This window comes from Bradyrhizobium sp. WYCCWR15520 (genome assembly GCF_056174665.1).
Genome location: NZ_JBWBWM010000008.1, coordinates 147,030 through 171,486, shown reverse-complemented (window position 1 = coordinate 171,486; position 24,457 = coordinate 147,030). Strand labels below are relative to the sequence as shown.

Here is a 24,457-nt window from a genome sequence, read left to right as displayed (position 1 = left end):
TGCACAAGACAGAAGGTCGAAAATCCGAACGAGGTCAGCGAAACTGCAGTCCCTCGAACTCGCCGCTGTTGCGCCAACCCTCGATATATTTGAAGTAGGCCATCGGGCCTGCGGGATGGCCGACATTGAGCTTGGCCGCGGGAACCGGGCTCGCGTCCTTCATTGTTGTAGTAGCCGGGCGTGCAGTCGGGCGAGCCGATCATGCGGCCAGCGCCGGTCAGCAGCAGCTCGACCCAGCGCTCTTCCGCCTCCCTGGTGACCTCGATCTCCTTGAAGCCGTTCGTCTGGGCATGCCGGACCATCAGCGCGATGGTCCGCGCGGCTTCGGTCAGGTTGTGCGGCACGTTGGAGATGAGATTGGCGCCCTGCGTCGGCTGGACGAAGAAGGCGTTCGGAAAGCCGTGAACGTGAATGCCGTGCTTGGTGCGCATGCCGGACGCCCAATGCTCCGACAACTTGACGCCGCCACGGCCGGTCAGGTCGAAGCCGGCGCGCCGCTTGTACTCGGTGCCGACCTCAAATCCCGAGGCATAGATGATACAGTCGAGCTGGTATTCCCTGCCCGCAACCACGACACCGTTCTTGGTGATACGCTCGACGCCCTTGCCGTCGGTATCGACGAGATGCGTACCCGGCGTGTTGAAGGCCTGCAAATAGGAATCGTGGAAACACGGCCGCTTGCAGAGCTGGCGATACCAGGCCTTGAGCTTTGCGGCGGCCTCGCGGTCATTGACGATGCTGTCAACCCGGGCGCGGATCTCCTCCATCTTCTCGAAATCGGAATCCTCAAACGCCGCCAGCATGTTTGCCGGCGTTCGCTGCTCGCGCGGCAGATGCATGACCTTGGCGCGAATCCGCCGCGACAGATCGGTCCAGCCGTCCTGCACCAGATCCTCTTCCGCCTAGCCGCCGGCCTGGTTCGCCGTAAAATTCTCCAGCCAGCGCTGCTGCCAGCCGGGTGTAGCTATCCCTGCAAACCACTCCGGATCGATCGGCGCGTTGGCCCTCACATCGACAGAGGACGGCGTGCGCTGGAAGACGTAGAGCTCCTTGCAGGCACGCGCGAGATGCGGCACGCACTGCACCGACGTCGCGCCCGCGCCAATGATGCCGACGCGCTTGTTCGCCAGCTTTTCCAACGGTGCGCCGGAGGGGTTGCCGCCGGTGTAGTCATAGTCCCAGCGGCTGGTGTGGAACGAGTGGCCCTTGAACGAAGAGATGCCGGCAATGCCGGGCAGCTTCGGCACGTGAAGCGGGCCCGTACCCATACCGATGAACTGCGCGGTGAACGCATCGCCACGGTTGGTGCGGATATTCCAGCGAGATTTGGCCTCGTCCCAATCGAGGCTCACGACCTCGGTGTGGAACAGCGCGTTGTCGTAGAGACCATACTGCTTGCCGATGCGCTGGCGGTGCGCGAGGATTTCCGGCGCATGCGCATATTTCTCCGACGGCATGTGCCCGGTTTCTTCCAGCAAGGGCATATAGACCATCGACGCCGTGTCGCATTGCGCGCCGGGATAGCGATTCCAGTACCAGGTGCCGCCGAAGTCGCCGCCCTTCTCGATGATGCGGACATCCCTGATGCCGGCTTCCGACATTCGCGCTGATGTCGCGAGGCCGGCAAATCCGCCACCGATGAAGGCGAAGGTGACGTGGTCGGTTTTCGGCTCGCGCGCGGTAACCGGCGTATAGGGATCGTCGAGATAATGCGCGAGCTGGCCGGCGACGCGAATGTATTGATCGTTGCCGTCTGGACGCACTCGCTTGTTGCGCTCCTCCAGATATTTCTGGCGCAGCCGCTCCTTGTCGATCGGAGCGCTATGCGAGGACGGGGCATGGTCAGTCATTGTCATCCGGGCGCCTTTCGGAAGTGGCGAAGGTGCCCATCATTATCATTGTTCCCCTCCTCTGCGCAGCCCGTCATTGCGAGCGAAGCGAAGCAACACACCTATCCACGCAGGGATAGGTGGGCTGCTTCCGCCTTCGCTCTCCGAGCTACGGCGGTCAGGTCGTCGCTTCGCTCCCCGCAATGACGGACGAGAGAGCCTGCCCGACTACTTCTTCACCTTGCTCGCATCCATCTTGATCGACGTATCCAGCATCTTGACCGAAAACGCCGTGTTCACGTCGAACGGCTTCTCCATGCCGAGATAGGTCTGCACCAGCTCGTAGTCCTTTTTCATGCGATCGGCGTCGATCCAGCCCAGCGCCTTGGTCGTGGTGAATTCGTCCGTCATCAAAAACTTGATGCGCTCCCACTGGCGCTGCTGGTTTTCCTTGTCCAGACCCGATGCCTGGTCGAGCAGCGCCTTGAGGCACGGCGCGACGTCGGCGACGCAGGCGGCATAGGCCTTCTGGCTGATTTTGACGAACTCCTCGACCAGCTTCGGATTCTTTTGCAGATAGGCGCCGTTGACGATCAGCGAATTGCCGTAAGGATTGAGCCCGATGTCCTTCCAGTTGATGAAGCCGAGATCGGCGCCGAACTCGATCACCTTCAGATCGTGCTCGTTGTAGAAGTCGCTGATGATATCGACGGTATGGCTCTTCAGCGCCGCGATCTTCGCGGTCGGGCCGACATTGACGAAATTCACCGAGTCGGGTGCGATGCCGGCGGCCTTGGCGAAGGCCGGCCACATGACTCGCGAGGCATCGCCGGGCGGATTGCCGATCTTGTGGTTCGGAAAGTCCTTCGGCCCGTTCACCCCATAGCTCTTCAGCCAGTAGAAGGTCTGGCCGGTGTTGGCGTAGATGCTCATCAGCGCCACCACGTCGGCGCCCTTGCTCTTGGCCACCAGCGCAGTCGCGAGATCAGCGATGCCGAACGGCGAGCCGCCGGAGCCGACTTTCAGGGACGAGACGCCGGATCCCTTGCCGACCTCGATCGTGAGATCGATGCCGGCCCTCTCGTACCAGCCTTGTGACTTGGCGTAGTAGAACGGCGAATGATCCGCCGTCGGCGTCCAGTTCAGGATGAGGTTGACCGCCTCGGCCGCAACGCTGGGAGCAGCCGGCATGGCAAGCGCAAGCGCCAATCCCGCAATTCGCAAAGCCTTCATTGCACCTTCCTCGTTCTGCAACCGATCTTGTCGTCGCGCATCCGTGACGCTACCAATGCAACAAGGGACCAGACGACTTGTCAACTATTTGGTTGGAAATGCCCAGGAAACGACCTGACGACTTAAAGCCGCAGCGGCGCGATCCGGCTGCGACCCGGAAAAAACTACTGACGGCGGCGCGGCGCGAGTTCGCCAGCAGCGGCCTTGCCGGCGCCCGCGTCGATGAGATTGCCGCGCGCGCGGGCGTTAACAAGCAGCTTGTCTACCACTATTTCGGCGACAAGGACGCGCTCTATCTGGCGGTACTGGAATGGGTCTATGAGGAAATCCGTGCCCAGGAGCGCGAGCTTAACCTCGAGGGACTGCCGCCCGAGCAGGCGATCAAGAAGCTGATCGAAAGTTCCTTCGACTACCTCGCCGCACACCCGGATTTCATCGTGCTGCTGAACGACGAAAACCGTGGCGGCGCCCGCCATGTCCGCGGTTCGCGCAAGCTGGAAGCGATGCATTCGCCGCTGGTCAGCCTGGTTTCGACCACCCTGTCCCAGGGCGTGAAGGCCGGCATCTTCCGTAGAGGTATCAACCCCGTTCACCTCTACATCTCGATCGCCGGACTCAGCTATTTCTACTTTTCGAATACGCCGACCCTGTCGGCGATCTTCGGCAAGGACCTGTCGAGCCGGGCCGCCCGGCAGGCCCGCCGGAAGCACGTGGTCGATCTGGTGATGCATTCGCTGCGCCCCTAATCAACCAGATGGTTGATCGGTAGGAGAGGCCGCGATAGATTGCGCCACGCGGCCGGGAACCGGCTACGAGTCTAACGGGAGTACCGGGTGTTCAGCGGGGATGGCGGATCGGCACGGTCTTTCGCGATCATCCTGATCGTGCATCTGGCCGTGATCGTGCTCTGGCAGGTGCTGGTCGACGTCTTCCAGGTGCCGAAATTCATCCTGCCTTCGCCGCTTGCAACCATCAAGACGCTGGGCACGCCCGGTTATGCCTGGCTCTCCAACCTCGCGGTGACGGCGGCCGAAATCCTCGGCGGGTTCTGCCTCGGCGCGGTGGTCGGCATCATGCTGGCGGTGATGTTCACCTGGTCGCCGCTGGTCAGCCTGTTGCTGCTGCCGCTGTTCGTGACGCTGAACATGATTCCGAAGGTGGCGCTGGGCCCGCTGTTCATCGTCTGGTTCTCGTACGGGATATTCCCGAACATCCTGATCGCGTTCTCGATCTGCTTCTTTCCGATCCTGCTGACGACGGCCCGAGGCTTGAGCGAAGTCGAGCCGGATCTGCTGGATCTCGTAAAATCGCTGCGCGGCTCGCGCTGGACATTGTTCCGAAAGATCCAGTTGCCGGGCGCGCTGCCTTACGTGTTTTCCGGAATGAAGGTCGGCGCGATCCTGGCGGTGGCCGGCGCCATCGTCGGCGAGTTCATCGCCTCCGAGCGAGGGCTCGGCTACCTCATGATCCAGGTGCAGTCGTCGCTCGATACGCCGGCGATGGTGATGGCCGTCGTGCTGCTGACATTGCTGGGCGTGGCGCTGTATGGGCTCGTGCTCGGCCTGGAGCGGATGTTCGTCGTCCGGGACATCCGGCTGCAATAAGACAGGAAGAAACATGCTTCTAACGCGCGAAAGCCTGCCGCAGACGATTTCGGATATCGCAGCACTGGACGAACTGCTGTGCCGCCCGAGCCAGGCGCTGATCGACGATCTCGGCAAGGTCGACGGCGACATCATGATTTTGGGCGTCGCCGGCAAGATGGGGCCTACTCTCGCGGGCCTCGCCAAGGCCGCCGCGCCGAAGCGCCGCGTGATCGGCGTCGCCCGCTTCAGCGATGCCGGCGTGAAAGACTGGCTGCAGGCCCGCGGCGTCGAGACCATCAATTGCGATCTGCTCGACGAGACCGCGATCAAGGCGCTGCCCAAAACTCCGAATATCGTATTCATGGCCGGCCGCAAGTTCGGCGCCGAGGGCGATCTCTCGCTGACCTGGGCGATGAATTCGCACGTCCCTGCCCTTGTCGCGCAGGCCTTTTCTACGTCGCGCATCGTCGCGTTCTCGACTGGCTGCGTCTATCCGTTCGTGCCCGTCAACGGCAAGGGCTCGGACGAGAACATGGCGCCGAACCCGCCCGGCGAATACGCGCAATCCTGCGTCGGGCGCGAGCGCATGTTCGAGTATTTCTCGAAGAAATATTCAACGCCCGGCCGGCTGTTCCGGCTCAATTACGCGATCGACATGCGCTACGGCGTGCTGCACGACATCGCCAGCAAGGTGCTGCAGGGCAAGGCGATCGACGTCAGCCTCGGCCATGTCAATTTCATCTGGCAGGGCGACGCCTCCGCGCAGGCGCTGCGCTGCCTCGCGCATTGCGACACGCCGACCTCGCCGATCAATGTCAGCGGCCACGAAATCCTGGCGGTGCGCGATCTCGCCGCAAAATTCGGCCAGCGTTTTGGCCGCGCGCCCGTCATCACCGGCAAGGAGGAGCCGACGGCGTGGCTCACCGACACATCGCAGGCCGTGAAGCTGTTCGGCCTGCCGATCGTCGACACCGAGCAACTCATCAGTTGGACCGCCGACTGGGTATCGCGATCGATGCCCAGCCTCGGCAAACCCACCAAATACGAGGTGCGCGATGGCCGCTATTGAGCCGATCGACATCGTCGAGCTCGACGTCGACGATGCGCCAGCCGGGCTGGTGTTGTCGACCGAAGCGGGCTGGAACCAGAACGAGGCCGATTGGCGCTTTTTCCTGAGCAATGGCGTTGTGTTCGGCGTGCGTCACGACACGAGGCTGGTAGCATCAGCCGCCCTGCTACCGTACTCGGCTGGCAATGCCTGGATCAGCATGGTGCTGGTGACCTCAGACTTTCGCCGCCGTGGCATTGCGACAAAGCTGGTCGACGCTTGCCTCGGCGCGGCGGCTCGGCGCGGCCTCACCGCCTGGCTGGATGCGACGCCGGCAGGCGCCACCGTCTATGGTCCGCTCGGCTTCACGCCGACACTGCAATTGCGGCGGCTGCGGCTGGAAAAGCCGCAAGGCGCCACAGCGACGCGGCTGCTGGCGGCCGGCAAGCTCGACGCCTTGGCCACGCGCGATAGCAGCGCCATGGGCTTCGACCGAAGCACATTGCTGTCGGAATTTTCTGCGCGACCGGGCTCGCGCATCGTGTCGGATGATCGCGCCATGGCCCTCGTACGCGATGGGCGCGCCGCGCGGCAGATCGGGCCACTGCTGGCCGATCGAACCGAGCAGGCGCTGGCGCTGGTGGACGCCATCGTCGGCTCCGAGACTGGACCGTGGCTGATCGACGCCGTTCATTCTCAGGAAGCGTTTCTGCAGGAGCTCGTTCAGTCAGGCTGGAACATCGAGCGGCCGTTTCAGCGGATGCGCTTTGGCCGTCCCACCGCGCCGCCTGCGCAACTGCCGTTCGCCGTCGCCGGGCCGGAATTTGGATAGGAAGTGCCGATGCACCACAGCGAGATCAAGGCCGAAGTCCGCAAGCTGATCGCCGACGGCACCGTGCTGCCGGCGCATCCGCTTGCGCTCGATGCCAACCGCGCGCTCGATGTCAGGCATCAGCGGGCGCTGACGCGCTATTACCTCGATGCCGGTGCCGGTGGCCTCGCCGTCGGCGTGCACACGACCCAATTCGCGATCCGCGAGGTCGGTCTGTACCGGCCGGTGCTGGAACTGGCAGCGGAGACCGCGGCTTCATGGACCCAACGACCGGTCGCGATGGTCGCGGGGCTCGCTGGTCCGACAAAGCAAGCTGTTGCGGAGGCGCAAACCGCACGCGGCATCGGCTACCATGCCGGCCTGCTCAGTCTGGCCGCGATGAAATCGGCATCCGACGACGACATCATCGCGCATTGCGCGGCGTTGGCGCGCGAGATCCCGCTGGTCGGCTTCTATCTGCAGTCGGCGGTCGGCGGCGTCATCCTCAGCGCCGATTTCTGGCGCCGCTTCGCTTCCATCGATAACGTCATCGCGATCAAGATTGCGCCGTTCAATCGCTACCGGACGCTTGACGTTCTGCGCGGCGTGGCGGCGGCCGGCGCGCTCGACCGGGTCGCGCTCTATACCGGCAATGACGATCACATCCTGCTGGACCTCACTTTGCCCTTTGATCTGCGTGACAAGGGCGTCACCACCCGCGCCTATTTTAAGGGCGGCCTGCTCGGGCACTGGTCGGTGTGGACCGCGAGCGCGATCATGCAGTTCGAGATGTGCAAGGCGGCGCGCGGCAAAGACACCGTACCGGCCGATTTGCTGGCGCTCGATGCCCGCGTCACCGATTGCAACAGCGCGTTCTTCGATGTCGCCAACAATTTCCATGGCTGCATCGCAGGCTGCCATGAAGTGCTGCGGCGGCAAGGATTGATGCAGGGCCTCTGGTGCCTCGATCCCGCCGAGGGTCTCAGCCCCGGCCAGATGCAGGAGATCGACCGCGTCTGCCGCGAGCATGCCGACCTATCCGACGACGCCTTCGTGAAGGCGAACCTGCAGAAATGGCTGGCATGACGGTGGACGAGCCCTTCATCAGCCTGAAGAACGTCCGCAAGGTCTATCGGTCCAAGGGCACGGAATTCCTCGCCGTCTCCGATGTCACCATGGACGTGAAGGAGGGCGAGCTGGTATCCCTCGTCGGCCCCTCCGGCTGCGGCAAGACCACCGTGCTGAAGATCCTGGCCGGTCTGCATGATGCCGACGGTGGCACCATCAAGATCGGCAATTCGAGAACACCGTTCGACCCCGCACGCGACATCGGCATGGTGTTCCAGCAGGCCCTGCTGCTGAAATGGCGAACTATCCTCGATAACGTTTTGCTGCCCGCCGAAATCGTCGGCCTGCCCATGAAGCCCGCGCGGGACCGCGCCCGCGACCTGCTCAACCTCGTTGGCCTCGCCGGCCACGAGAACAAATATCCGCAGCAATTGTCCGGCGGCATGCAGCAGCGCACGGCAATTGCGCGCGCCTTCATCCATGATCCAAAACTGATCCTGATGGACGAGCCGTTCGGCGCGCTCGATGCGCTGACCCGCGAGCAGATGAACCTCGAAATGCTGCGGATCTGGCGCGAAAGCGGCAAGACCATCCTGTTCGTGACGCACAGCATTCAGGAAGCGGTATTCTTAGCCTCGCATTGCGCCGTGCTGACCGCGGGACCAGCGCGGATGGCGGAATACTTCCCGATCGAGCTGCCGTTTCCCCGCGCATTGCCGATCAAGACCACGGATGAATTCGGCGCCTATGCGCGGCGGATTTATGAAAAGCTGGGGTTGAGCCCAAGCGCCTGAGTCTCCTACTCATACGCCGTCGGTCCCGTATCGCGATAAGCCCAGCAACTCTCCCGCGGCAGCGAAACCTCGGTCTCGACGCCGACCTGATGGCGGGCCGCGGTGCCGAGTTCGACGACTTCCAGCCGCCGGCCGAACAGCTCGATGCCGTAGGCGGTCTGCGTGCCCTGGTAGCGGCGATCGAGCACGCGAGCGGAAAAGACGTTGGCGCCGTTGTGCTGGCCGATCGTGATGTTTTCCGGCCGCAGCGCGATGCGTACCTTCTCATCCGGGCTGAGCGGATGCAGCAAGGCCACCTCGCCGCGCCGCCCCTCGCCGAAATCGACTGTGCCGAACGCGCCGTTGCGCGACACCAGCGTGCCGGCGAGCTCGTTGGTCGCGCCGGTGAAATTGGCGACGAACAGATCCGCCGGCCGGTTATAGATCGCGTCAGGCGTATCCATCTGCAACAGCTTGCCGTCGCGCATGACGCCGATGCGGTCGCCCAGCACTACCGCCTCGGCCTGGTCATGGGTGACATACAGCGCGGTCATTCCGGTTTGCTTGAGGATGACGCGCAGATCGTCGCGCAGCCGCAACCGCAATTTGGCATCGAGATTCGACAATGGCTCGTCGAGCAGCAGCAATTGCGGCCGGTAGACGATGCTGCGCGCCAGCGCCACGCGCTGCATCTGCCCGCCAGACAATGCGACCACCGGCCGGTCGGCATATTCCGACAGGCCGACCAGCTCGAGCGCCTCGTCGACCTTGCGGCGGGCGTCCGCGCGAGAGAGTTTGCGGTGCTTGAGCGGATAGACCACGTTCTGCCGCACCGTCATATGCGGCCACACCGCGTAGGACTGAAACACCATGCCGAGATCGCGCAACCGTGGCGGCACCAGAATGCCACGCTCGGGCGACGAGACGACCTTGCCGGCAATGCTGATCTCGCCCGATGTCGGATGTTCCAGCCCCGCGACGCAGCGCAGCGTCGTGGTCTTGCCGCAGCCGGAGGGACCGAGCAGAACCACGATCTCGCCGGCCGGCACGCCGAAACTGACGCCGTCGATCGCCGGCCGGCCGATCGCAAACTGCTTGCGCAGGTCGGTAACTTCGAGGGTCGCCGTCATCGGTCCGACAATTCCACTGATGTGACGATCATTGCGCGTAGCCGTAGGTCTTGTTCCACTCGGCCACCCAGGCCGTGTGCAACTTCACATACTCGTCGAACTTGGGGAACCAGACCTTGACCACCTTGGGATCAAAGCCCTCCGGATAGGCCGGCGGCACCTTCAGCGACGTGAGATTGCCGAGCTCCTTGATCATGAACGTCTGGCCCTCCTTCGACAGGCACCAGTTGAGAAACAGCTTTGCGGCGTTGGGGTGTGCGGCGGTTTTCGGAATGCCCGTGGCATAGGGATTGACCGGTGCGCCCTCCGGCGGAAAGAAGATCTGGATCGGCGCGCCATCCTTCTGCTTTGGATAGATCGCGTTGTAGAGCAACGGCCCCATGGCGATTTCGCCGCGTACCAGCGAATCCGACATCGGCGCGCCCGATGGATAAAGTACCGGACGGGTCGCTGCCTGCTTGGCCCAATAATCCTCGCCGAGCACCTGGCGTTCGAACATCACGCGGGTCCATGTGGTGCCGCCAGACGGGGCGATCACCTGCCCGGTCAATTTGTTGTATTCGGGCTTGGTAAGGTCCATCCAGGTCTTGGGCGGGTTCTTCACCAGTTCGGTGTTGTAGGCGATCGACCATACCAGCGTGACGCGCGGCCAAAGCTGCGGTGCGATTTTCGATTCGGGATTGTAGTCGGCGGCATTTGGCGGCGCGTAGTCCTGGAACATGTCCGCCAGGGGCTGCATCAGCGCGCGGTCGGAATGATCGACCACGTCGGCGATGAGTTTTCCGGCCGCCGCTTCGGTCTTCACCCGGGTGATGAGTTGACCACCTGGCGCGCGCACCATCTCGATCTTGATTTCGGGGAATCGCTTGTTGAAGGCCTTGATGACCTGCTGTTCGACCTCGGCGAAATTCGCGGTGTAGAACACCAGCTTGCCTTCGGCTTTCGCCGCCGCGATTAATTCGGGCGGACCGAATTCCTGCGCCTGTGCCCGCGCGCCCCATGTGAGTGCGAGACCGGCGATGCCGGCGGCTGCCACGATGTTGGTGAGGATCCTTCCAGTCATAGCCAATCCCTCCCTTCCTTTGCCCTTCGTTTTGTTATCCGGTCCGGGCGACGCTGCCCTGCGCCGCACCGCGCGACAGCCAATTGGCGCCGCCAATGAGAACGCCGAGCAGAACGGTTTGCACCAGGCTGAATGCGGCGGTCTTTCCGAGGTTCCCGCCCTCGTAATAGTCGAGCAGCAGCACCGACATCACCATGGTGTCGCTGGTGTAGAGAAACAGCGACGAGCCGAGTTCGCGGATCGCGAGCACAAACAGCAGCGTCATCGAGGCCATCACGCCGGGCCGCGCCAGCGGCAGCACGATCGTCCTGATGGTGCCGAGCACGCCCTTGCCGCAGACCCATGCCGCTTCCTCGAGCTCGCGATGGATTTGCAGGAACGAGGTCGACAATGATTTGACCGTATCCGGCATGAAGCGCGCGATGAACGCCAGCGCCAGAATCCAGATGGTGCCGTAGAGACCGCCGGGAATGCCGATCCATGCCCAGAGATAGGCAACGCCGACCACGAGGCCCGGGATCGCCACCGGCAAGGTCGAGATCACGTCGATCCAGCGCCGGCCCATCACTTGCGTGCGGTGGATGGTGTAGCCGATCGCAAAGGCGAGCGCCCCGCCGACCACGGCGGTGATGATACCGACCTCGACCGCATTGTAGATCGAACGCATGGTCAAGGGATTGTCGAAGATGCTGTGAAAATGCATCAGCGAATACTGCCTGGCGTCAAACAGGCTCGAGACGTCGCGGATGAACATGAATTTCCGGAACGCCGCAACGATCAGCGCCAGCGACGGCAGCACCACCACGATCAGGAGATAGACGATGCCGAGACCGAAGGTGAACCAGCGCCAGCGCCCGAGATCGAGGCTGCGCGGCCGGAACGCCTTGCCGGCGACGGTGGTGTAGCTGCGGCCGCTCAGCACCTTGTGCTGCAAAAACACCAGCAGGCCCGTGACGGCCATCAGGATGATCGCCACTGCAGCGGCGGTGTTGTAGAGCGGCGGCGACCAGTTGGTGAGCTTGAAGATGTAGGTGGTGAGCACCGCCAGGTTGGTCGGCGCCCCCAGCACCGCGGGGATGCCGTAGATGCCGAGCATGACGATGAACGACAGCAGCATGCCCGAGACGATCGCCGGCATGATCAGCGGAAACGTCACCGTGAACAGCGTCGCGAACGCGCTGGCGCCGGAAATCTCGGCAGCCTCCTCCAGGCTCGGGTCCATGTTGCGCAGCGCCGACGAGGTGAACATGTAGACGTACGGCGCGTAATAGATGCCGAACACGAACACCAATCCCCACATCGAATAGAAATCGACGCGCCAGTCGAGCCCAACCCATTTGAACATGGTGTTGATCAGGCCGGTCTTCGGGGAGCCGAGAATGGCCCATGCGACGCCCGCGACCAGCGGCGGCGCGAACAGCGGCAAAATGCTCGCGGCCGCGATAAAACCCTTGAACGGCGTATTAGTGCGGACGACGATCCAGGAAAACAGCAATCCGACCGCGACCGCAATCAGCGTGCCGCCGCCGCAAGCGATCAGCGTATTGGCGAGCGCCTCGGCGACGTTCGGGTTCGCCAGCACGGTGAGGAAGTTCGTGACCGAGAGGTGGCTGAGCTGGATGCCGTCGACCACCGGATTGGTGTCGGTGAGCGCGCCGAGCAGCAGCATCAGGATCGGGTAGATGACGAGGAAGCCGAGGATTGCGAGCAGGAGCGAAACCCACAACCCCGCCCCTACGCGCCCACGCCCGCCCTCACTCGCGCTACGCATGACCTCGCTGCGCCGGCTCGCCAGTCCGTCCAAAACGTTTTCCTCGCCGGTGACCGTCTTTTTATAAAACTGCGGTCGCTGTGCGCCCAAGCCTAGTCGATCGTTGGGCAGGCGGAAAGGTATCCGAAAGTCGGCGCACGGATATGGCGCGGCGGGCGTCCATCCCTTCGCATACGCATCATGCAGCGGTGTGCCTGTGGCTTGCACCGTGTCCGTAGTACACGCCGCCGTGGGCGCGACCGCCCCCGGCGTGGAGAGCCCGAACGAAATGACCGCAGACGCAACCGGAAAGCCATCAACCGCGCCGATCGACGGCCTGCCCCCGGAACTCCGGCGCTGGGCGGTCGCGGCGATCTTTACCGCGCTGGCGATGGCTTCGCTGGATACGGCAATTGCGAACGTCGCGCTTCCCGCGATTGCCGCCGACCTCCATGTCAGCCCGGCCGACGTGGTCTGGGTGGTCAATATCTACCAGATCGCGCTGGTGGCGACGCTGCTGCCGCTCGGTGCGCTCGGCGAAATCGTCGGCCATGAGCGAATCTATATCGGCGGCCTCATCCTGTTCACGCTGGCCTCGCTCGGCTGCGCCCTGGCATGGTCGCTGCCCAGCCTGACGGCGGCCCGGGCACTGCAGGGACTGGGCGCCAGCGGCATCATGAGCGTGAACGCGGCGCTGGTCCGTTTCGTCTACCCGACCCACATGCTCGGCCGCGGCTTCGGCCATAACGCACTGGTGGTTGGAACGGCATTCACATTCGGCCCGACCATTGCCTCGGCGATCCTTGCGATCGGAACATGGCCGTGGCTGTTTGCGATCAACATCCCCTTCGGCGTGATCGCGATCTGGATCGGCCTGAAGACGCTGCCGAAAACGCCGCGCGCGAAGCACGCCTTCGATTTTGCCAGCGCAGCACTGACCGCAAGCTGCCTCGGGCTTTTCATCATCGGCATCGGCAGCGCCGCGCATCAGGCGCCCCCCGCCCTTGTCGGACTGGAGCTTGGCGCTGCGTTGCTGCTTGGCTGGATCATGATGCGCAGAGATGCGGACCATCCGGCACCGATGTTGCCGATCGATCTGTTCCGGCGGCCGATGTTCGCGCTGTCGGCGGCCACGTCGGTCTGTGCATTCGCGGTGCAGGGACTGGCGTTCGTCTCGCTACCCTTCTACTTCGAGGACGTGCTGCACCGGTCTCAGGTCGAGACCGGCTTCTTCATGACGCCGTGGCCGCTGGTGGTGGCGATCATGGCGCCGATCGGAGGCCGATTGTCCGACCGCTATCCCGTCGGCATTCTCGGCGGCATCGGGCTGGTGCTGCTCGGCATCGGCATGGCGCTGCTGGCGACGCTGCCGCCGGACCCCAGCATTGCCAACATCGTCTGGCGCACTGTGGTCTGCGGGATCGGATTCGGCTTTTTTCAAACGCCCAATTTGCGGGCGCTGATGTCGAGCGCGCCGCCGCATCGCAGTGGCGGCGCGAGCGGCATCGTCGCGACCGCGCGCCTGACCGGACAAACCCTCGGCGCGGCGCTCGCCGCCCTGTGCTTTGCGCTGGCCGGCCATAATGGTGCAACCGTCGCGCTGGCGCTCGGAGCCGGATTTGCTGCGCTCGGCAGCCTGATGAGTTTCCTGCGCCTCGCCGTAGGCGCAGAGAAAACGTGACGGCCGGCGATGCAGCACGGCCAGCCGCTACTGCTAATTGAGCGCCCACAGATAGGCCAGCGTCGCCGCGATCCCGAGACCGGTCCTGACCGCGTGCAGCCCTCCCCACTTCACGATCAGCGCACGTGATTCCGGGCCGGCGTCCTTCTCGTCGATAGCGTTCAGTACGCGGTTGGTCGGCATGATGCCGATCAGCGTATAGGGCCAGTTGGCGAGAATGAGCACCGCACCGACGATCCAGCGCCAGTCCCCGGTCAACCAGGCGGCGATCAGGCCAAACACGCCCGAAATGACCGCACAACTCGCCTGCATCGTAAAGCCGCGCGCGTAGCTTGGCTTCCACTGTCGCAACAGACCTCGGTCATCGAGAGCCAGCCTGGCCGGCTGTTCGGCGAAGTTGATGAAAAATGCGGCGCCGGCGAATGCCGCGGCGACGATCGTCGCTAGCTGTCCTGCAAACATGACTCACTCCAGATATCGTTTGCTAATTGACAATATATTGTCATCTTGGGTACTAATAGTCAAATGGCGACAAAACGACATACGCCCGGCGGCGAGGCCCTGACCGATCTGGTGCTGGCGGTGTTCCGGCTCAACGGACGGCTGCTCGCGGCCGGCGACCGCCTTGTGGCCGATCTCGGTCTGACCAGCGCGCGCTGGCAGGTGCTGGGCGCGATCGCCCTTTCGCCAACCCTGCAGCCGGTGGCATGGCTGGCGAGAAGCATGGGGCTTAATCGCCAGGGCGTTCAGCGCATCGTCAATGAGATGCGGGACGACGGCCTCGTCGAGCTGCGCCCCAACCCAAATCACCGCCGCGCCCATCTCGTTGCGCTGACCCGGCGTGGGCAGGATGCCTTTTCGGCCGCCACGAATTTGCAGACGCCGTGGGCAAATGCCCTCGCCAAGGGGATCACGCCCAACGAGATTGCCGCCGCCAGTCGAACCTTGAAGGCGCTGAACGAGCGCCTCGATAGCGCGGATTAGCCCGGCCGCGCCGATGGGGACGATCGCGCCCGACCCGCCATAACACCGGCCGGTCAAGTTTCATCCGGCGCGAAAACGCGTTTTTTACCGTGCGCACAAACGCATTTTCTTGATTTGAACTATTCCAAGTTGCGGGCCATCTTCCGCGCGCAGCTCCCTCGGTGGATGGAGCGAACAGGGGATACGCGATGGCAAATCTCACAATTAACGGCAAATCGATCAATGTGGACGTCGAAGACGACACGCCACTTCTTTGGGCAATCCGGGAGAACGTCGGGCTGACCGGCACCAAATATGGGTGCGGCATTGCACAATGCGGCGCCTGCACGGTGCACATCGATGGCGTCGCGATGCGCTCCTGCGGCGTTACCGTCAGCGAAGCGGTCGGCAAGCAGATCACTACGATCGAAGGTCTCGCCACTGGCGGCACGCTGCATAAGGTGCAGCAAGCCTGGGTGGCCAACGACGTGCCGCAATGCGGCTATTGCCAGGCCGGCATGATCATGGCGGTTGCGGCGCTTCTCAAGGAGAAGCCAAAGCCTACCGACGAAGACATCAACGAGGCCATCACCAATATCTGCCGATGCGGGACCTTCCAGCAGGTCCGCGAGGCGATCCACGCCGCCGCGAACGCTTGAGGAGGACGCCATGAACAAGCACGTCATGCCCAAGCTCAACCGCCGCGCCTTCGTAATCGGCACCGCTGCTGCCGGCGCCGGCCTCGCGATCGGTCTCGATATTCCCTTCGGCGGACCGAAGGTCGTCCGCGCCGCCGACGGCTCGCCGGAAGTCAATGTCTGGGTGGTGATCCGCCCCGACAACACCACGGTAGTTCGCGTTGCCCGCTCGGAAATGGGCCAGGGCACCCTCACCGGCCTCGCCCAGCTCGTCGCCGAAGAGCTCGAATGCGACTGGTCGAAGGTCGTCACCGAATATCCGACACCGGGTCAAAGTGTCGCACGCAAGCGCGCCTGGGGCGATTTCTCGACCGGCGGCAGCCGTGGCATCCGCACCAGCCAGGAATATGTCCGCAAGGGCGGCGCCACCGCGCGCATGATGCTGGTGCAGGCCGCCGCGAACGAGTGGAAGGTGCCAGCCTCGGAATGCAGCGCGGCCAACAGCGTCATCACCCATACGCCGTCGGGCCGGACCACGACCTACGGCAAGGTGGTCGAGGCCGCAGCGAAGCTCACGCCGCCGGCCGACGCCGACGTCAAGCTGAAGGATCCGAAGGACTGGAAGATCGCCGGCAAGGGCGTGAAGCGGCTCGATACCGTCGACAAGACCACGGGCGCAATGATCTACGGCGCCGATATCAAGCTGCCCGGCATGCTCAACGCCGCGATCAAGGACGCGCCGGTCTTCGGCAGCAAGCTGAAGAGCTATGACGAAGCCAAGATCACCGGCATGAAGGGCGTCAAGAAGGTGGTGAAGGTCGGCGACAGCGCTGTCGCCGTCGTCGCCGACACCTGGTGGCACGCCAAGACCGCGCTCGATGCGCTGCCGATCGTCTGGGACGAAGGCGAGAACGCAAAAGTCTCCAGCGAGTCGATCGCAAAATGGCTGGCCGAGGGCCTCGACAATTCGCAGCCGGCCTTTATCGGCAACCAGAACGGCGATGCCAAGGCGGCGATTGCCTCTGCCGTCAAGAAGGTCGAGGCGGTCTACAACTATCCCTACCAGAACCACGCCACGATGGAGCCGCTGAACGCGACCGCGGTCTATACGCCGGACAAGTGCGAAGTCTGGTGCGGCACGCAAAACGGCGAAGCGGCGTTCGCCGCCACGACGGAAGCCTCAGGCCTGCCGGCCGAGAAATGCGAGGTGCACAAGCTGATCCTCGGCGGCGGCTTCGGCCGCCGCGGCATGACCGACTACGTCCGGCAGGCGGTTCTCATCGCCAAGGAGATGCCGGGCACGCCGGTCAAGCTGTTGTGGTCGCGCGAAGAGGACATGGCGCAAGGCAAATTCCACCCGGTCACGCAGTGCAAGCTGACCGGCGCCTTCGATGCCGACAACAATCTCACGGCGCTGCATGTGCGATTGTCCGGCCAGTCGATCCTGTACACCGTGCGTCCGGCGGCGCTGGTGAACGGGATGGATACGGCTGCGTTCCAGGGGCTCAGTCCTTCCGGCGACGCTGCGATCGGCTACTCCGTGCCGAACCTGCTGGTCGAGCATTCCATGCGCAACCCGCACGTCCCGCCCGGCTTCTGGCGCGGCGTCAACGTCAACCAGAATGCGATCTACATGGAATGCTTCATGGACGAACTGGCGCATTCGGTCGGCCAGGACCCGGTCGAATTCCGCCGCAAGCTGATGAGCAAGCACCCCAAACATCTCGCCGTGCTCAACGCGGTGGCCGAGAAGATCGGCTGGGGCAAGCCCGCGTCGCAAGGCGTCTATCGCGGGATTGCGCAGGTGATGGGCTACGGCAGCTATGTCGCGGGTGCCGCCGAAATCTCCGTCACCGAGGGCAGCAAGATCAAGGTGCATCGCATCGTCGCTTCCACCGATCCCGGCTACATCGTCAACCCGGCGCAGGTCGAGCGCCAGATCGCGGGCTCTTTCGTGTACGGCCTGTCCGCCCTGTTCTATGGCGGCTGCACGGTGAAGGACGGCAAGATGGAGCAGACCAACTTCGACACCTACAATTCCATGCGCATCGCCGAGATGCCGAAGGTGGAATGCGTGATGGTGCCGAGCGGCGGCTTCTGGGGTGGCGTTGGCGAGCCGACCATCGGCGTCGCCGCACCCGCCGTACTCAACGCCTACTTCGCGGCCACCGGCAAGCGGATTCGTTCGGTGCCGCTGAAGGACCAGAACATCACGTTCGCCTGACAAAAGTAGCGGCGGCCTTCGGGCCGCCGCTCCATCTTCCGGAGGGGCCGCTGATGAAAACCTTGTCTGTCATGCTCGGGGTGGCAACGATTGTGGCGTCGAGCCTGCCCGTGCTGGCGGCCTCCGTCCCCCCGCCCGGCGCGGCGTCCTGTTCCGGCTGTCACTCCGCCGGAGCAGCATCGGTATCGCGGCTGTACGGCCGCGACGCCGGCGAGATCGTGACCGCGATGACCGGATTTCGCGATGGCTCGGTTCCCTCTACGGTGATGACCCGCATCGCCAAGGGCTTTACGGACGACGAGCTGCGCGCGATTGCGGCGTGGCTCGCGGCGCAGAAATAAGGGGGCCGGCATGGGTATCAGCCATCGCATCAGCCGCCGGGAATTCCTGGGCACCAGCGCGGCCACAGCAGCGTCCCTGACGTTTCCGCTGCCCGCCTTCGCGCAAGCGGCAGCCCGCGTCGTCGTGATCGGCGGCGGTTTTGGCGGCGCGAGTTGTGCGCGTGCCCTCAAACAGATCGATCCGAAACTGCAGGTCACGCTGGTCGAGCCGAACAAGACCTTCACCGCCTGCCCGTTCAGCAACAATGTCATCGCCGGGCTGCGTTCGATCGAGGAGCAGCAATTCGGCTACGACAAGATCGCCGCCGGCGGCGTGACCGTGGTGGCGCAGATGGCGACCGGCGTCGATGGCGCGGCGCGGACCGTTACCCTCGCCGACGGCACCTCGCTCGGCTATGACCGGCTGGTGCTCTCGCCCGGCATCGATCTGCGTTTCGGCGCGCTGCAGGGCTATGACGAAGCCGCCGCTTCGAAGATGCCGCACGCCTGGAAGGCCGGCGAGCAGACGCTGTTGCTGCGCAAGCAGCTCGAGGCGATGGACGATGGCGGCCTGGTGGTGATCTCAGCTCCCGCCAATCCGTTCCGCTGTCCGCCGGGACCTTACGAACGCGCCTGCCTGATCGCGCATTATCTGAAAACCAAAAAGCCGCGTTCGAAGCTGATCATCCTCGATGCCAAGGACACCTTCTCCAAGCAGCGCCTGTTCCAGAACGCCTGGAAGGAGCTTTATCCAGGCATGGTCGAATGGGTCTCGCTGTCGCAAGGCGGCAAGGTCAATGCCGTCGACCCCGCGACCAACACACTGATCACCGATTTCGGCAACCACACCGCGCAGGTGGCCAACGTCATTCCGCCGCAGCGCGCCGGCCGCATCGCGACGGCAGCCGGCGCCACCGACAACACCGGCTGGTGCGCGATCGATCCGGTCACCTTCGAATCGAAATCGGCGCCAAACATCCATGTCATCGGCGATGCCTGTCTCGCCGGCGCCATGCCGAAATCGGCCTTCACGGCGAATGCGCAGGCCAAGGTCTGCGCGGCCGCGATCGCCACGCTGCTGTCGGGCGGAACGCCTGCCGCGCCAAAGCTGATCAACACCTGCTACAGCCTGGCGGCTCCCGGCTACGGCATCTCGGTGGCCGGCGTCTATCAGCCGAAAAATGGAGTGCTGGCCGATGTCGAGGGCGCCGGCGGCGTCAGCCCGGCGGACGTACCACGTGAATTCCGCGCGCGCGAAGCCGACTACGCGCAGTCCTGGTTTGCCACCATTACGGCGGAAGTCTTTGGCTAGGCTCACTTATCGCATGTCGCGTCGCATCATTGCCGGGGTCGTGCTCGCCCTGCCCGGTTTGGCTGCCGCAACGGAACTTCGCCTCTATGCCGTCGCCGGCGACGCGATACCGCAGTCGCTGACGGGCACGGCCGGCGATGTGGCGCGTGGGCGAGAACTTGTGGTGGAACGTTCCAGCACTTGCATCCTCTGCCACAGCGGCCCATTTCCCGAACAGAAATTCCAGGGCGATCTGGCGCCCGACCTTTCCGGTTCCGGCAGCCGCTGGTCGGAAGGTCAGTTACGGCTCCGGCTGGTGGATGCGTCGCGCCTCAATGCCGAGACGATCATGCCGTCCTACTACCGCCTCGACGGCCTTCAACGTGTCGGGACACCATGGCGCGACAAGCCGATCCTGTCGGCGGAACAGATCGAGGATGTCGTGGCGTATCTGGCAAGCTTGCGCGAATAGGAAGACGTGATGCAACAACAACCCGACACAACACGCCGCCAATTCCTCAACCTCGCCGGCGCCGCCGCCATAGCCGGCGCGGTCCCCATCGTCACGGTCCAGCCCACTGAAGCGACGCCAGCGATGCTCGCCTCCGCCATCCGCAACGTGACCGGTGGCGCCGCGGTGAAGACCGGCAAGGTCAAGCTGGACATTCCCCCGCTGGTCGAGAACGGCAATACCGTGCCGATGACGGTCAGCGTCGCCAGCCCGATGGCGCCGGAGGATCACGTCGCAAGTATCCACATCTTCAACGAAAAGAACCCGCAGCCGAACATCGGCAACTTCCATCTCGGTCCGCACGCGGGCCGCGCCCAGATTTCGACCCGCGTCCGTCTCGCCGACAGCCAGAAAATCGTGGCGATCGCAAAGCTCTCGGACGGCTCGTACTGGTCGGCCAGCGTCGACGTCGTCGTCACGCTGGCCGCCTGCACCGAGGATGTCATCTGATGGCTTCAGCACTGATCAACGTTCCTGCGAAGGCCAAACGCGGCGACATCATCGAGATCAAGACGCTGATGTCGCACATCATGGAAACCGGCTATCGCCATACCGCGTCAGGCGAAGTCGTGCCGCGCGACATCATTACGAGCTTTACGTGCCGCTTCAACGGCACCGAGATTTTCCGCGCCGACCTGTTTCCGGCGATCTCGGCCAATCCCTTCATCACCTTCTTCACGACCGCGACCCAAAGCGGCAAGTTCGAATTCGAGTGGATCGGCGACAAGGGCTTCTCCGAAACTGCTTCCGCTTCGATTACGGTCGAATGAGATCTTTCGGCGCCATAGCCGCCGCGCTGCTGGTGGCGGGCGCCGTTGGCGCCACCGAAATTCCGCAGGCCGAACGCCGCTCCGGTTACAGCTTCATGAAACCTGACACCAAGGCGATGCAGGACGAGGATACCGCCAATCCCGGCATGCTCTGGGTGCTCGATGGCGAAGCCTTGTGGAAGCGCAAGTCGGGTGCGGCGGAGAAGGCTTGTGCCGATTGCCATGGTGACGCCCGCACCAGCATGAAGGGCGTCGCCGCCCGCTATCCCGCTTTCGACAAGGCAACCGGGCGCCCCGTCGATCTGGAGCAGCGCATCAATTCCTGCCGCGCTGGCCACCAGCAGGCGACGCCGCTGGCCTTCGAGGGCCGCGAGTTGCTGGCGCTCACCGCCTTCATCGCGCGGCAGTCGCAGGGCGTGCCGATCGAAACCGGCGCCGACCCGCAGCTTGCACCATTCATCGCCAAGGGGCGCGAGCTCTACATGCAGCGGCAGGGACAGCTCAATCTCGGCTGCGCCAATTGCCATGACGATAATTGGGACAAGCGTCTCGCCGGCTCCGCGATCACGCAAGGACACCCGACGGGTTACCCGCTCTACCGGCTGGAATGGCAATCGCTGGGATCGCTGCAGCGGCGGCTGCGGGCGTGCATGTCAGGCATCCGGGCGCAGGCTTATGACTATGGCGCGCCGGAACTGGTCGAGCTGGAGCTCTATCTGATGTCGCGGGCGCGCGGGATGCCGATGGAGACACCCGCCGTCAGGCCCTAGCTTCGGAGGAAGCCTAGCGCTCCGCGAACGCCTTCTCGACCACGAACTGGGCCGGTTCGCCGTGATTGCCTTCGACAAAACCTCTGCCGTTGAGCAGCGTGCGGGTGTCGGCCACCAGCGCGGGGCTGCCGCAGATCATGACGCGGTCATGCGCGGGATCGAGCGAGGCCAGCCCGATATCGCTAAACAGTTTGCCTGATGTGATCAGGTCGGTGATGCGGCCGCGGTTGCGGAAGGGATCGCGCGTCACGGTCGGATAATAGATCAACTGGTTGCGGATGTACTCGCCGATCAGTTCGTCGTTCGGCAGCTTTTCGGTGATCATCTCGCCATAGGCGAGCTCGGCGACACGGCGGCAGCCATGCAGCAGCACCACCTTCTCGAACCGCTCATAGGTCTCGGGATCCTTGATCACGGAAAGGAACGGCGCGAGCCCGGTGCCGGTGCCGATCAGATAAAGGTTGCGGCCGTCTTCGAGGTTGTCGATGACCAACGTGCCGGTGGCCTTGCGGCTGACGATGATCTCGTCGCCCTGCTTCAGGTGCTGCAGCCGCGAGGTCAGCGGCCCGTCCGGCACCTTGATCGAGAAGAATTCGAGCCGGTCCTCATAATTGGCGCTGGCGACCGAGTAGGCGCGGAGCAGCGGCTTCTCGCCGACCTTGAGTCCGATCATGGTGAACTCGCCGTTGCGGAAGCGGAACGAGGGATCGCGCGTGGTGGTGAAGCTGAACAGCGTGTCGGTCCAGTGATGGACGCTCAGCACGCTTTCCTGGTTGAAATTGCTCATCGCACCGTTTCCTGACCTGCTGGCCGGATTGACCGGCCGTATCATTCGTATACGATCATTCGTATACAAATGAATAATCCAGCTTGATCCGATCGTCAAGCCGGGCAGAATGTCCGGCGAAGGCATTGAACCAAAAGGAAAAACCATGGCCCACGATGCACCCCAGGCGACCGGCCCGAGCAAGCTGGTGATCCGCAATATCGGGCTGCTGCTATCGGGTGCCCTGGAAAAGCCGATCCTGGACGGCGATACGATCGTCGCCGAGAACGGCAAGATCACTGCCATCGGCCGCTTCAAGGACGTCGATATCGAGGGCGCTACCACAATCGTCAATGCCAACGGAACCACGGTTGCCCCGGGCCTCATCGACAGCCACGTCCATCCCGTCGCCGGCGACTGGACGCCGCGGCAGAACCAGATCAACTGGATCGACAGCTACCTCCACGGCGGCGTCACCACCATGATCTCCGCTGGCGAAGTCCACATGCCCGGCCGTCCGCGCGACGTCGTCGGGCTGAAGGCGATGGCGATTTTTGCGCAGCGCGCGTTCTGGACGCTGCGGCCCGGCGGCGTGAAGGTTCACGCCGGCGCGCCGGTGATCGAATGCGAGATGGTGGAAGACGACTTCAAGGAAATGGCCGCGGCCGGCGTCAAGCTGCTTGGCGAAGTCGGCCTCGGCGGCGTGAAAGACGGCCCGACCGCGCGCAAGATGGTGGGCTGGGCGCGCAAATACGGCATTCAAAGCACGATCCACACCGGCGGGCCCTCGATCCCCGGCTCCGGCCTGATCGACAAGGACGTGGTGCTGGAAGCCGACACCGACGTGGTTGGCCACATCAACGGCGGCCACACCGCCCTGCCCGACGACCAGATCCGTTGTATCTGCGAGGGTTGCAAGCGCGGGCTGGAGCTGGTTCACAACGGCAACGAACGCTCGGCGCTGTTCACGCTGCGCACCGCGCGCGAGATGGGCGATTTGCACCGCGTTATCCTCGGCACCGATGCGCCGGCCGGCTCCGGCGTGCAGCCGCTGGGCATCCTTCGCATGGTATCGATGCTGTCTTCGCTCGGCGACCTACCGGCCGAACTCGCCTTCTGCCTTGCGACCGGCAACACCGCGCGCATGCGCGAGCTGGACTGCGGCATCATCGAGGTGGGCCGCTCCGCCGATTTCGTCCTGATGGACAAGGCGCAGCATTCGCCCGGCAAGAACATCCTCGAAAGCGTGCAGCTCGGTGACCTCCCGGGCATCGGCATGACCATCATCGACGGCATCGTCCGCACCCAGCGCAGCCGCAACACGCCGCCGGCCGGCAAGGTGCCGGAGATCGTCAGCGGACATTGATGGTGCCGGCCGCGGCACGACGACGCCGGCGCGTGTGAAAAAGTCACATTAAGCCTCGAAGGCAGTGAACGAATTGCCGGTCAGCCCCGTCCAATGCGGGCTGGCCTGACGGCCATTCGCTCAGACCTTCGAGGAACGTTTGAAGAATTCGTTGCAAGTCGCCGGCGGGGTCGTCGGCGCGGTCATTAGCTTTGTCGCGACATTGCTGCTGCTTGAGCTGGTCGGCTTCGGAAACCGGGCCGATCCCATCATGTCCGGCGTGCTGGCGCTGCTGGTGCTCGCGCCCCTTGGCGCGACCGCGGGTCTCGTCCTCGGCACGACGCTGGCGAGGCGGCTGCGCGGCAGAGAAAATACCGGCACACTTCTCCGTAACAGCCTGAAGGCACTTGCCGTTGTCATCGCACTCTGCGTCGCGGCCGGCACCGCCTACTATGTTTACGCAGTCACGACCGCCACGCCCTGGCTCAATCCGAATGCCGCCAATCCGATTCTCGTCTTTGAAGTGCGCCTCCCCGCAGGCGCAGCATTGCCAAGTTCCGCCCGTGACATAGCGATCGAACTGCAGACCGACATCAACCGCATGCCGGGTGAGCCACGCTTCAACCAGTTCCGTAGCGACGGCGACAGGCCGGTGTTCGCGGGCGACGTCGAGCTGGCGTTCCGCACCGCGCATAGGCAGTTGGAGATCAGGATCGAGGGCCAGCCTGACCGACTCTACCGCATCGGACTGTCAGCCATGGCGCCGCATGCCTCCGAGCTCGGGTCGTGGCAGCCGATTCCCGACGGCAGTGAAATTCGCTATCGCGCCAAATGGCCGGGACGGGATTGAGCCCTGCAAGCGCGAGGCGCTCATCCACCTCTTCCTT

At 63.8% G+C, this 24,457-nt stretch carries 24 protein-coding genes and 1 pseudogene; 18 read left to right on the top strand and 7 right to left on the bottom strand.

Annotation, left to right across the window (positions count from 1 at the left end):
- Positions 1-34 precede the first annotated feature (34 nt).
- Positions 35-1,856: pseudogene (locus tag AC0QUY_RS11515) on the bottom strand (flavin-containing monooxygenase).
- A gap of 201 nt (positions 1,857-2,057) precedes the next feature.
- Complete coding sequence (locus AC0QUY_RS11510; RefSeq protein WP_475386922.1) at positions 2,058-3,062, bottom strand: ABC transporter substrate-binding protein; 1,005 nt, start codon at positions 3,060-3,062, stop codon at positions 2,058-2,060.
- 98 nt (positions 3,063-3,160) lie between these two features.
- Between AC0QUY_RS11510 and AC0QUY_RS11505 the strand changes: the two genes are divergently transcribed.
- The 6 genes from AC0QUY_RS11505 (at position 3,161) to AC0QUY_RS11480 (ending at position 8,369) form a co-directional block, all read left to right on the top strand.
- Positions 3,161-3,808, top strand: a complete 648-nt coding sequence (locus tag AC0QUY_RS11505; RefSeq protein ID WP_475386921.1) for a TetR/AcrR family transcriptional regulator — start codon at positions 3,161-3,163, stop codon at positions 3,806-3,808.
- Positions 3,809-3,895: 87 nt separating this feature from the next.
- Positions 3,896-4,666 (top strand): ABC transporter permease, encoded by a 771-nt coding sequence (locus tag AC0QUY_RS11500; RefSeq protein WP_475386920.1) that lies wholly within the window; start codon positions 3,896-3,898, stop codon positions 4,664-4,666.
- A gap of 13 nt (positions 4,667-4,679) precedes the next feature.
- Positions 4,680-5,717, top strand: coding sequence for an NAD-dependent epimerase/dehydratase family protein (locus tag AC0QUY_RS11495; protein ID WP_475386919.1), 1,038 nt, complete (start codon positions 4,680-4,682; stop codon positions 5,715-5,717).
- Complete coding sequence (locus AC0QUY_RS11490) at positions 5,704-6,528, top strand: GNAT family N-acetyltransferase (protein ID WP_475386918.1); 825 nt, start codon at positions 5,704-5,706, stop codon at positions 6,526-6,528. The genes AC0QUY_RS11495 and AC0QUY_RS11490 overlap by 14 nt, the downstream gene beginning before the upstream one ends.
- A 9-nt stretch (positions 6,529-6,537) precedes the next feature.
- On the top strand, positions 6,538-7,593 hold the full coding sequence (locus tag AC0QUY_RS11485; protein ID WP_475386917.1) for a dihydrodipicolinate synthase family protein: 1,056 nt from the start codon (positions 6,538-6,540) through the stop codon (positions 7,591-7,593).
- On the top strand, positions 7,581-8,369 hold the full coding sequence (locus AC0QUY_RS11480) for an ABC transporter ATP-binding protein (RefSeq protein WP_475386916.1): 789 nt from the start codon (positions 7,581-7,583) through the stop codon (positions 8,367-8,369). The genes AC0QUY_RS11485 and AC0QUY_RS11480 overlap by 13 nt, the downstream gene beginning before the upstream one ends.
- A gap of 5 nt (positions 8,370-8,374) precedes the next feature.
- Here the strand turns inward: AC0QUY_RS11480 and AC0QUY_RS11475 are convergent, their stop codons facing one another.
- The 3 genes from AC0QUY_RS11475 to AC0QUY_RS11465 are packed head-to-tail and all read right to left on the bottom strand — an operon-like array spanning position 8,375 to position 12,312.
- Positions 8,375-9,478, bottom strand: a complete 1,104-nt coding sequence (locus AC0QUY_RS11475; protein ID WP_475386915.1) for an ABC transporter ATP-binding protein — start codon at positions 9,476-9,478, stop codon at positions 8,375-8,377.
- Between the two features lie 28 nt (positions 9,479-9,506).
- Positions 9,507-10,541 carry an ABC transporter substrate-binding protein gene (locus AC0QUY_RS11470; RefSeq protein WP_475386914.1) on the bottom strand — a complete coding sequence of 345 codons (1,035 nt, stop codon included), beginning with the start codon at positions 10,539-10,541 and terminating at the stop codon, positions 9,507-9,509.
- Positions 10,542-10,575: 34 nt separating this feature from the next.
- Entirely contained in the window at positions 10,576-12,312 is a 1,737-nt protein-coding gene (locus tag AC0QUY_RS11465) for an ABC transporter permease (RefSeq protein ID WP_475386913.1), read from the bottom strand.
- Positions 12,313-12,580: 268 nt separating this feature from the next.
- Between AC0QUY_RS11465 and AC0QUY_RS11460 the strand changes: the two genes are divergently transcribed.
- A complete protein-coding gene (locus AC0QUY_RS11460; protein ID WP_475386912.1) occupies positions 12,581-13,972 on the top strand; it encodes an MFS transporter in 1,392 nt (463 codons plus the stop codon).
- Between the two features lie 33 nt (positions 13,973-14,005).
- Here AC0QUY_RS11460 and AC0QUY_RS11455 read toward each other — a convergent pair whose 3' ends face one another.
- Entirely contained in the window at positions 14,006-14,434 is a 429-nt protein-coding gene (locus AC0QUY_RS11455) for an anthrone oxygenase family protein (RefSeq protein WP_475386911.1), read from the bottom strand.
- 63 nt (positions 14,435-14,497) lie between these two features.
- On the opposite strand from AC0QUY_RS11455, the gene AC0QUY_RS11450 reads away from it, so the two are divergent.
- From AC0QUY_RS11450 to soxA, 9 genes are all read left to right on the top strand, one after another.
- Positions 14,498-14,956, top strand: a complete 459-nt coding sequence (locus tag AC0QUY_RS11450; RefSeq protein WP_475386910.1) for a MarR family winged helix-turn-helix transcriptional regulator — start codon at positions 14,498-14,500, stop codon at positions 14,954-14,956.
- A 188-nt stretch (positions 14,957-15,144) separates the two neighbouring features.
- Entirely contained in the window at positions 15,145-15,594 is a 450-nt protein-coding gene (locus AC0QUY_RS11445) for a (2Fe-2S)-binding protein (protein ID WP_161852762.1), read from the top strand.
- A 10-nt stretch (positions 15,595-15,604) separates the two neighbouring features.
- Positions 15,605-17,797 carry a xanthine dehydrogenase family protein molybdopterin-binding subunit gene (locus AC0QUY_RS11440; protein WP_475386909.1) on the top strand — a complete coding sequence of 731 codons (2,193 nt, stop codon included), beginning with the start codon at positions 15,605-15,607 and terminating at the stop codon, positions 17,795-17,797.
- 53 nt (positions 17,798-17,850) lie between these two features.
- A complete protein-coding gene (locus tag AC0QUY_RS11435) occupies positions 17,851-18,138 on the top strand; it encodes a c-type cytochrome (protein WP_475386908.1) in 288 nt (95 codons plus the stop codon).
- A 10-nt stretch (positions 18,139-18,148) separates the two neighbouring features.
- Positions 18,149-19,429, top strand: a complete 1,281-nt coding sequence (locus tag AC0QUY_RS11430) for an FCSD flavin-binding domain-containing protein (protein ID WP_475386907.1) — start codon at positions 18,149-18,151, stop codon at positions 19,427-19,429.
- A gap of 13 nt (positions 19,430-19,442) precedes the next feature.
- The gene (soxX, locus tag AC0QUY_RS11425) at positions 19,443-19,880 is read left to right on the top strand and encodes a sulfur oxidation c-type cytochrome SoxX (protein WP_475386906.1); all 438 of its coding nucleotides are present in this window, start codon (positions 19,443-19,445) and stop codon (positions 19,878-19,880) included.
- A 9-nt stretch (positions 19,881-19,889) separates the two neighbouring features.
- Entirely contained in the window at positions 19,890-20,369 is a 480-nt protein-coding gene (locus tag AC0QUY_RS11420) for a SoxY-related AACIE arm protein (RefSeq protein WP_475386905.1), read from the top strand.
- Positions 20,369-20,689 (top strand): thiosulfate oxidation carrier complex protein SoxZ, encoded by a 321-nt coding sequence (gene soxZ, locus AC0QUY_RS11415; RefSeq protein WP_161852757.1) that lies wholly within the window; start codon positions 20,369-20,371, stop codon positions 20,687-20,689. Before AC0QUY_RS11420 ends, soxZ begins: the two co-directional genes overlap by 1 nt.
- Positions 20,686-21,459 (top strand): sulfur oxidation c-type cytochrome SoxA, encoded by a 774-nt coding sequence (gene soxA / locus AC0QUY_RS11410; protein WP_161852756.1) that lies wholly within the window; start codon positions 20,686-20,688, stop codon positions 21,457-21,459. Before soxZ ends, soxA begins: the two co-directional genes overlap by 4 nt.
- A gap of 13 nt (positions 21,460-21,472) precedes the next feature.
- Here soxA and AC0QUY_RS11405 read toward each other — a convergent pair whose 3' ends face one another.
- Positions 21,473-22,246, bottom strand: a complete 774-nt coding sequence (locus tag AC0QUY_RS11405; protein ID WP_475386904.1) for a ferredoxin--NADP reductase — start codon at positions 22,244-22,246, stop codon at positions 21,473-21,475.
- 145 nt (positions 22,247-22,391) lie between these two features.
- Between AC0QUY_RS11405 and AC0QUY_RS11400 the strand changes: the two genes are divergently transcribed.
- Positions 22,392-23,591, top strand: coding sequence for an amidohydrolase family protein (locus AC0QUY_RS11400; RefSeq protein ID WP_161852754.1), 1,200 nt, complete (start codon positions 22,392-22,394; stop codon positions 23,589-23,591).
- Between the two features lie 139 nt (positions 23,592-23,730).
- Positions 23,731-24,420: a hypothetical protein gene (locus AC0QUY_RS11395; RefSeq protein ID WP_475386903.1), complete on the top strand. Its 690-nt coding sequence runs from the start codon at positions 23,731-23,733 to the stop codon at positions 24,418-24,420.
- Positions 24,421-24,457: the final 37 nt, after the last annotated feature.

What these genes read in the sequence shown, in the direction of transcription:
- soxZ (WP_161852757.1), top strand. Translation starts at nt 20,369, where the DNA reads ATGGCTTCAGCACTGATCAACGTTCCTGCGAAGGCCAAACGCGGCGAC.
- AC0QUY_RS11440 (WP_475386909.1), top strand. Translation starts at nt 15,605, where the DNA reads ATGAACAAGCACGTCATGCCCAAGCTCAACCGCCGCGCCTTCGTAATC.
- AC0QUY_RS11505 (WP_475386921.1), top strand. Translation starts at nt 3,161, where the DNA reads ATGCCCAGGAAACGACCTGACGACTTAAAGCCGCAGCGGCGCGATCCG.
- AC0QUY_RS11495 (WP_475386919.1), top strand. Translation starts at nt 4,680, where the DNA reads ATGCTTCTAACGCGCGAAAGCCTGCCGCAGACGATTTCGGATATCGCA.
- soxA (WP_161852756.1), top strand. Translation starts at nt 20,686, where the DNA reads ATGAGATCTTTCGGCGCCATAGCCGCCGCGCTGCTGGTGGCGGGCGCC.
- AC0QUY_RS11450 (WP_475386910.1), top strand. Translation starts at nt 14,498, where the DNA reads ATGGCGACAAAACGACATACGCCCGGCGGCGAGGCCCTGACCGATCTG.
- AC0QUY_RS11405 (WP_475386904.1), bottom strand. Translation starts at nt 22,246, where the DNA reads ATGAGCAATTTCAACCAGGAAAGCGTGCTGAGCGTCCATCACTGGACC.
- soxX (WP_475386906.1), top strand. Translation starts at nt 19,443, where the DNA reads ATGTCGCGTCGCATCATTGCCGGGGTCGTGCTCGCCCTGCCCGGTTTG.
- AC0QUY_RS11430 (WP_475386907.1), top strand. Translation starts at nt 18,149, where the DNA reads ATGGGTATCAGCCATCGCATCAGCCGCCGGGAATTCCTGGGCACCAGC.
- AC0QUY_RS11435 (WP_475386908.1), top strand. Translation starts at nt 17,851, where the DNA reads ATGAAAACCTTGTCTGTCATGCTCGGGGTGGCAACGATTGTGGCGTCG.
- AC0QUY_RS11460 (WP_475386912.1), top strand. Translation starts at nt 12,581, where the DNA reads ATGACCGCAGACGCAACCGGAAAGCCATCAACCGCGCCGATCGACGGC.
- AC0QUY_RS11470 (WP_475386914.1), bottom strand. Translation starts at nt 10,541, where the DNA reads ATGACTGGAAGGATCCTCACCAACATCGTGGCAGCCGCCGGCATCGCC.
- AC0QUY_RS11455 (WP_475386911.1), bottom strand. Translation starts at nt 14,434, where the DNA reads ATGTTTGCAGGACAGCTAGCGACGATCGTCGCCGCGGCATTCGCCGGC.
- AC0QUY_RS11485 (WP_475386917.1), top strand. Translation starts at nt 6,538, where the DNA reads ATGCACCACAGCGAGATCAAGGCCGAAGTCCGCAAGCTGATCGCCGAC.
- AC0QUY_RS11465 (WP_475386913.1), bottom strand. Translation starts at nt 12,312, where the DNA reads ATGCGTAGCGCGAGTGAGGGCGGGCGTGGGCGCGTAGGGGCGGGGTTG.
- AC0QUY_RS11400 (WP_161852754.1), top strand. Translation starts at nt 22,392, where the DNA reads ATGGCCCACGATGCACCCCAGGCGACCGGCCCGAGCAAGCTGGTGATC.
- AC0QUY_RS11480 (WP_475386916.1), top strand. Translation starts at nt 7,581, where the DNA reads ATGGCTGGCATGACGGTGGACGAGCCCTTCATCAGCCTGAAGAACGTC.
- AC0QUY_RS11445 (WP_161852762.1), top strand. Translation starts at nt 15,145, where the DNA reads ATGGCAAATCTCACAATTAACGGCAAATCGATCAATGTGGACGTCGAA.
- AC0QUY_RS11490 (WP_475386918.1), top strand. Translation starts at nt 5,704, where the DNA reads ATGGCCGCTATTGAGCCGATCGACATCGTCGAGCTCGACGTCGACGAT.
- AC0QUY_RS11475 (WP_475386915.1), bottom strand. Translation starts at nt 9,478, where the DNA reads ATGACGGCGACCCTCGAAGTTACCGACCTGCGCAAGCAGTTTGCGATC.
- AC0QUY_RS11420 (WP_475386905.1), top strand. Translation starts at nt 19,890, where the DNA reads ATGCAACAACAACCCGACACAACACGCCGCCAATTCCTCAACCTCGCC.
- AC0QUY_RS11510 (WP_475386922.1), bottom strand. Translation starts at nt 3,062, where the DNA reads ATGAAGGCTTTGCGAATTGCGGGATTGGCGCTTGCGCTTGCCATGCCG.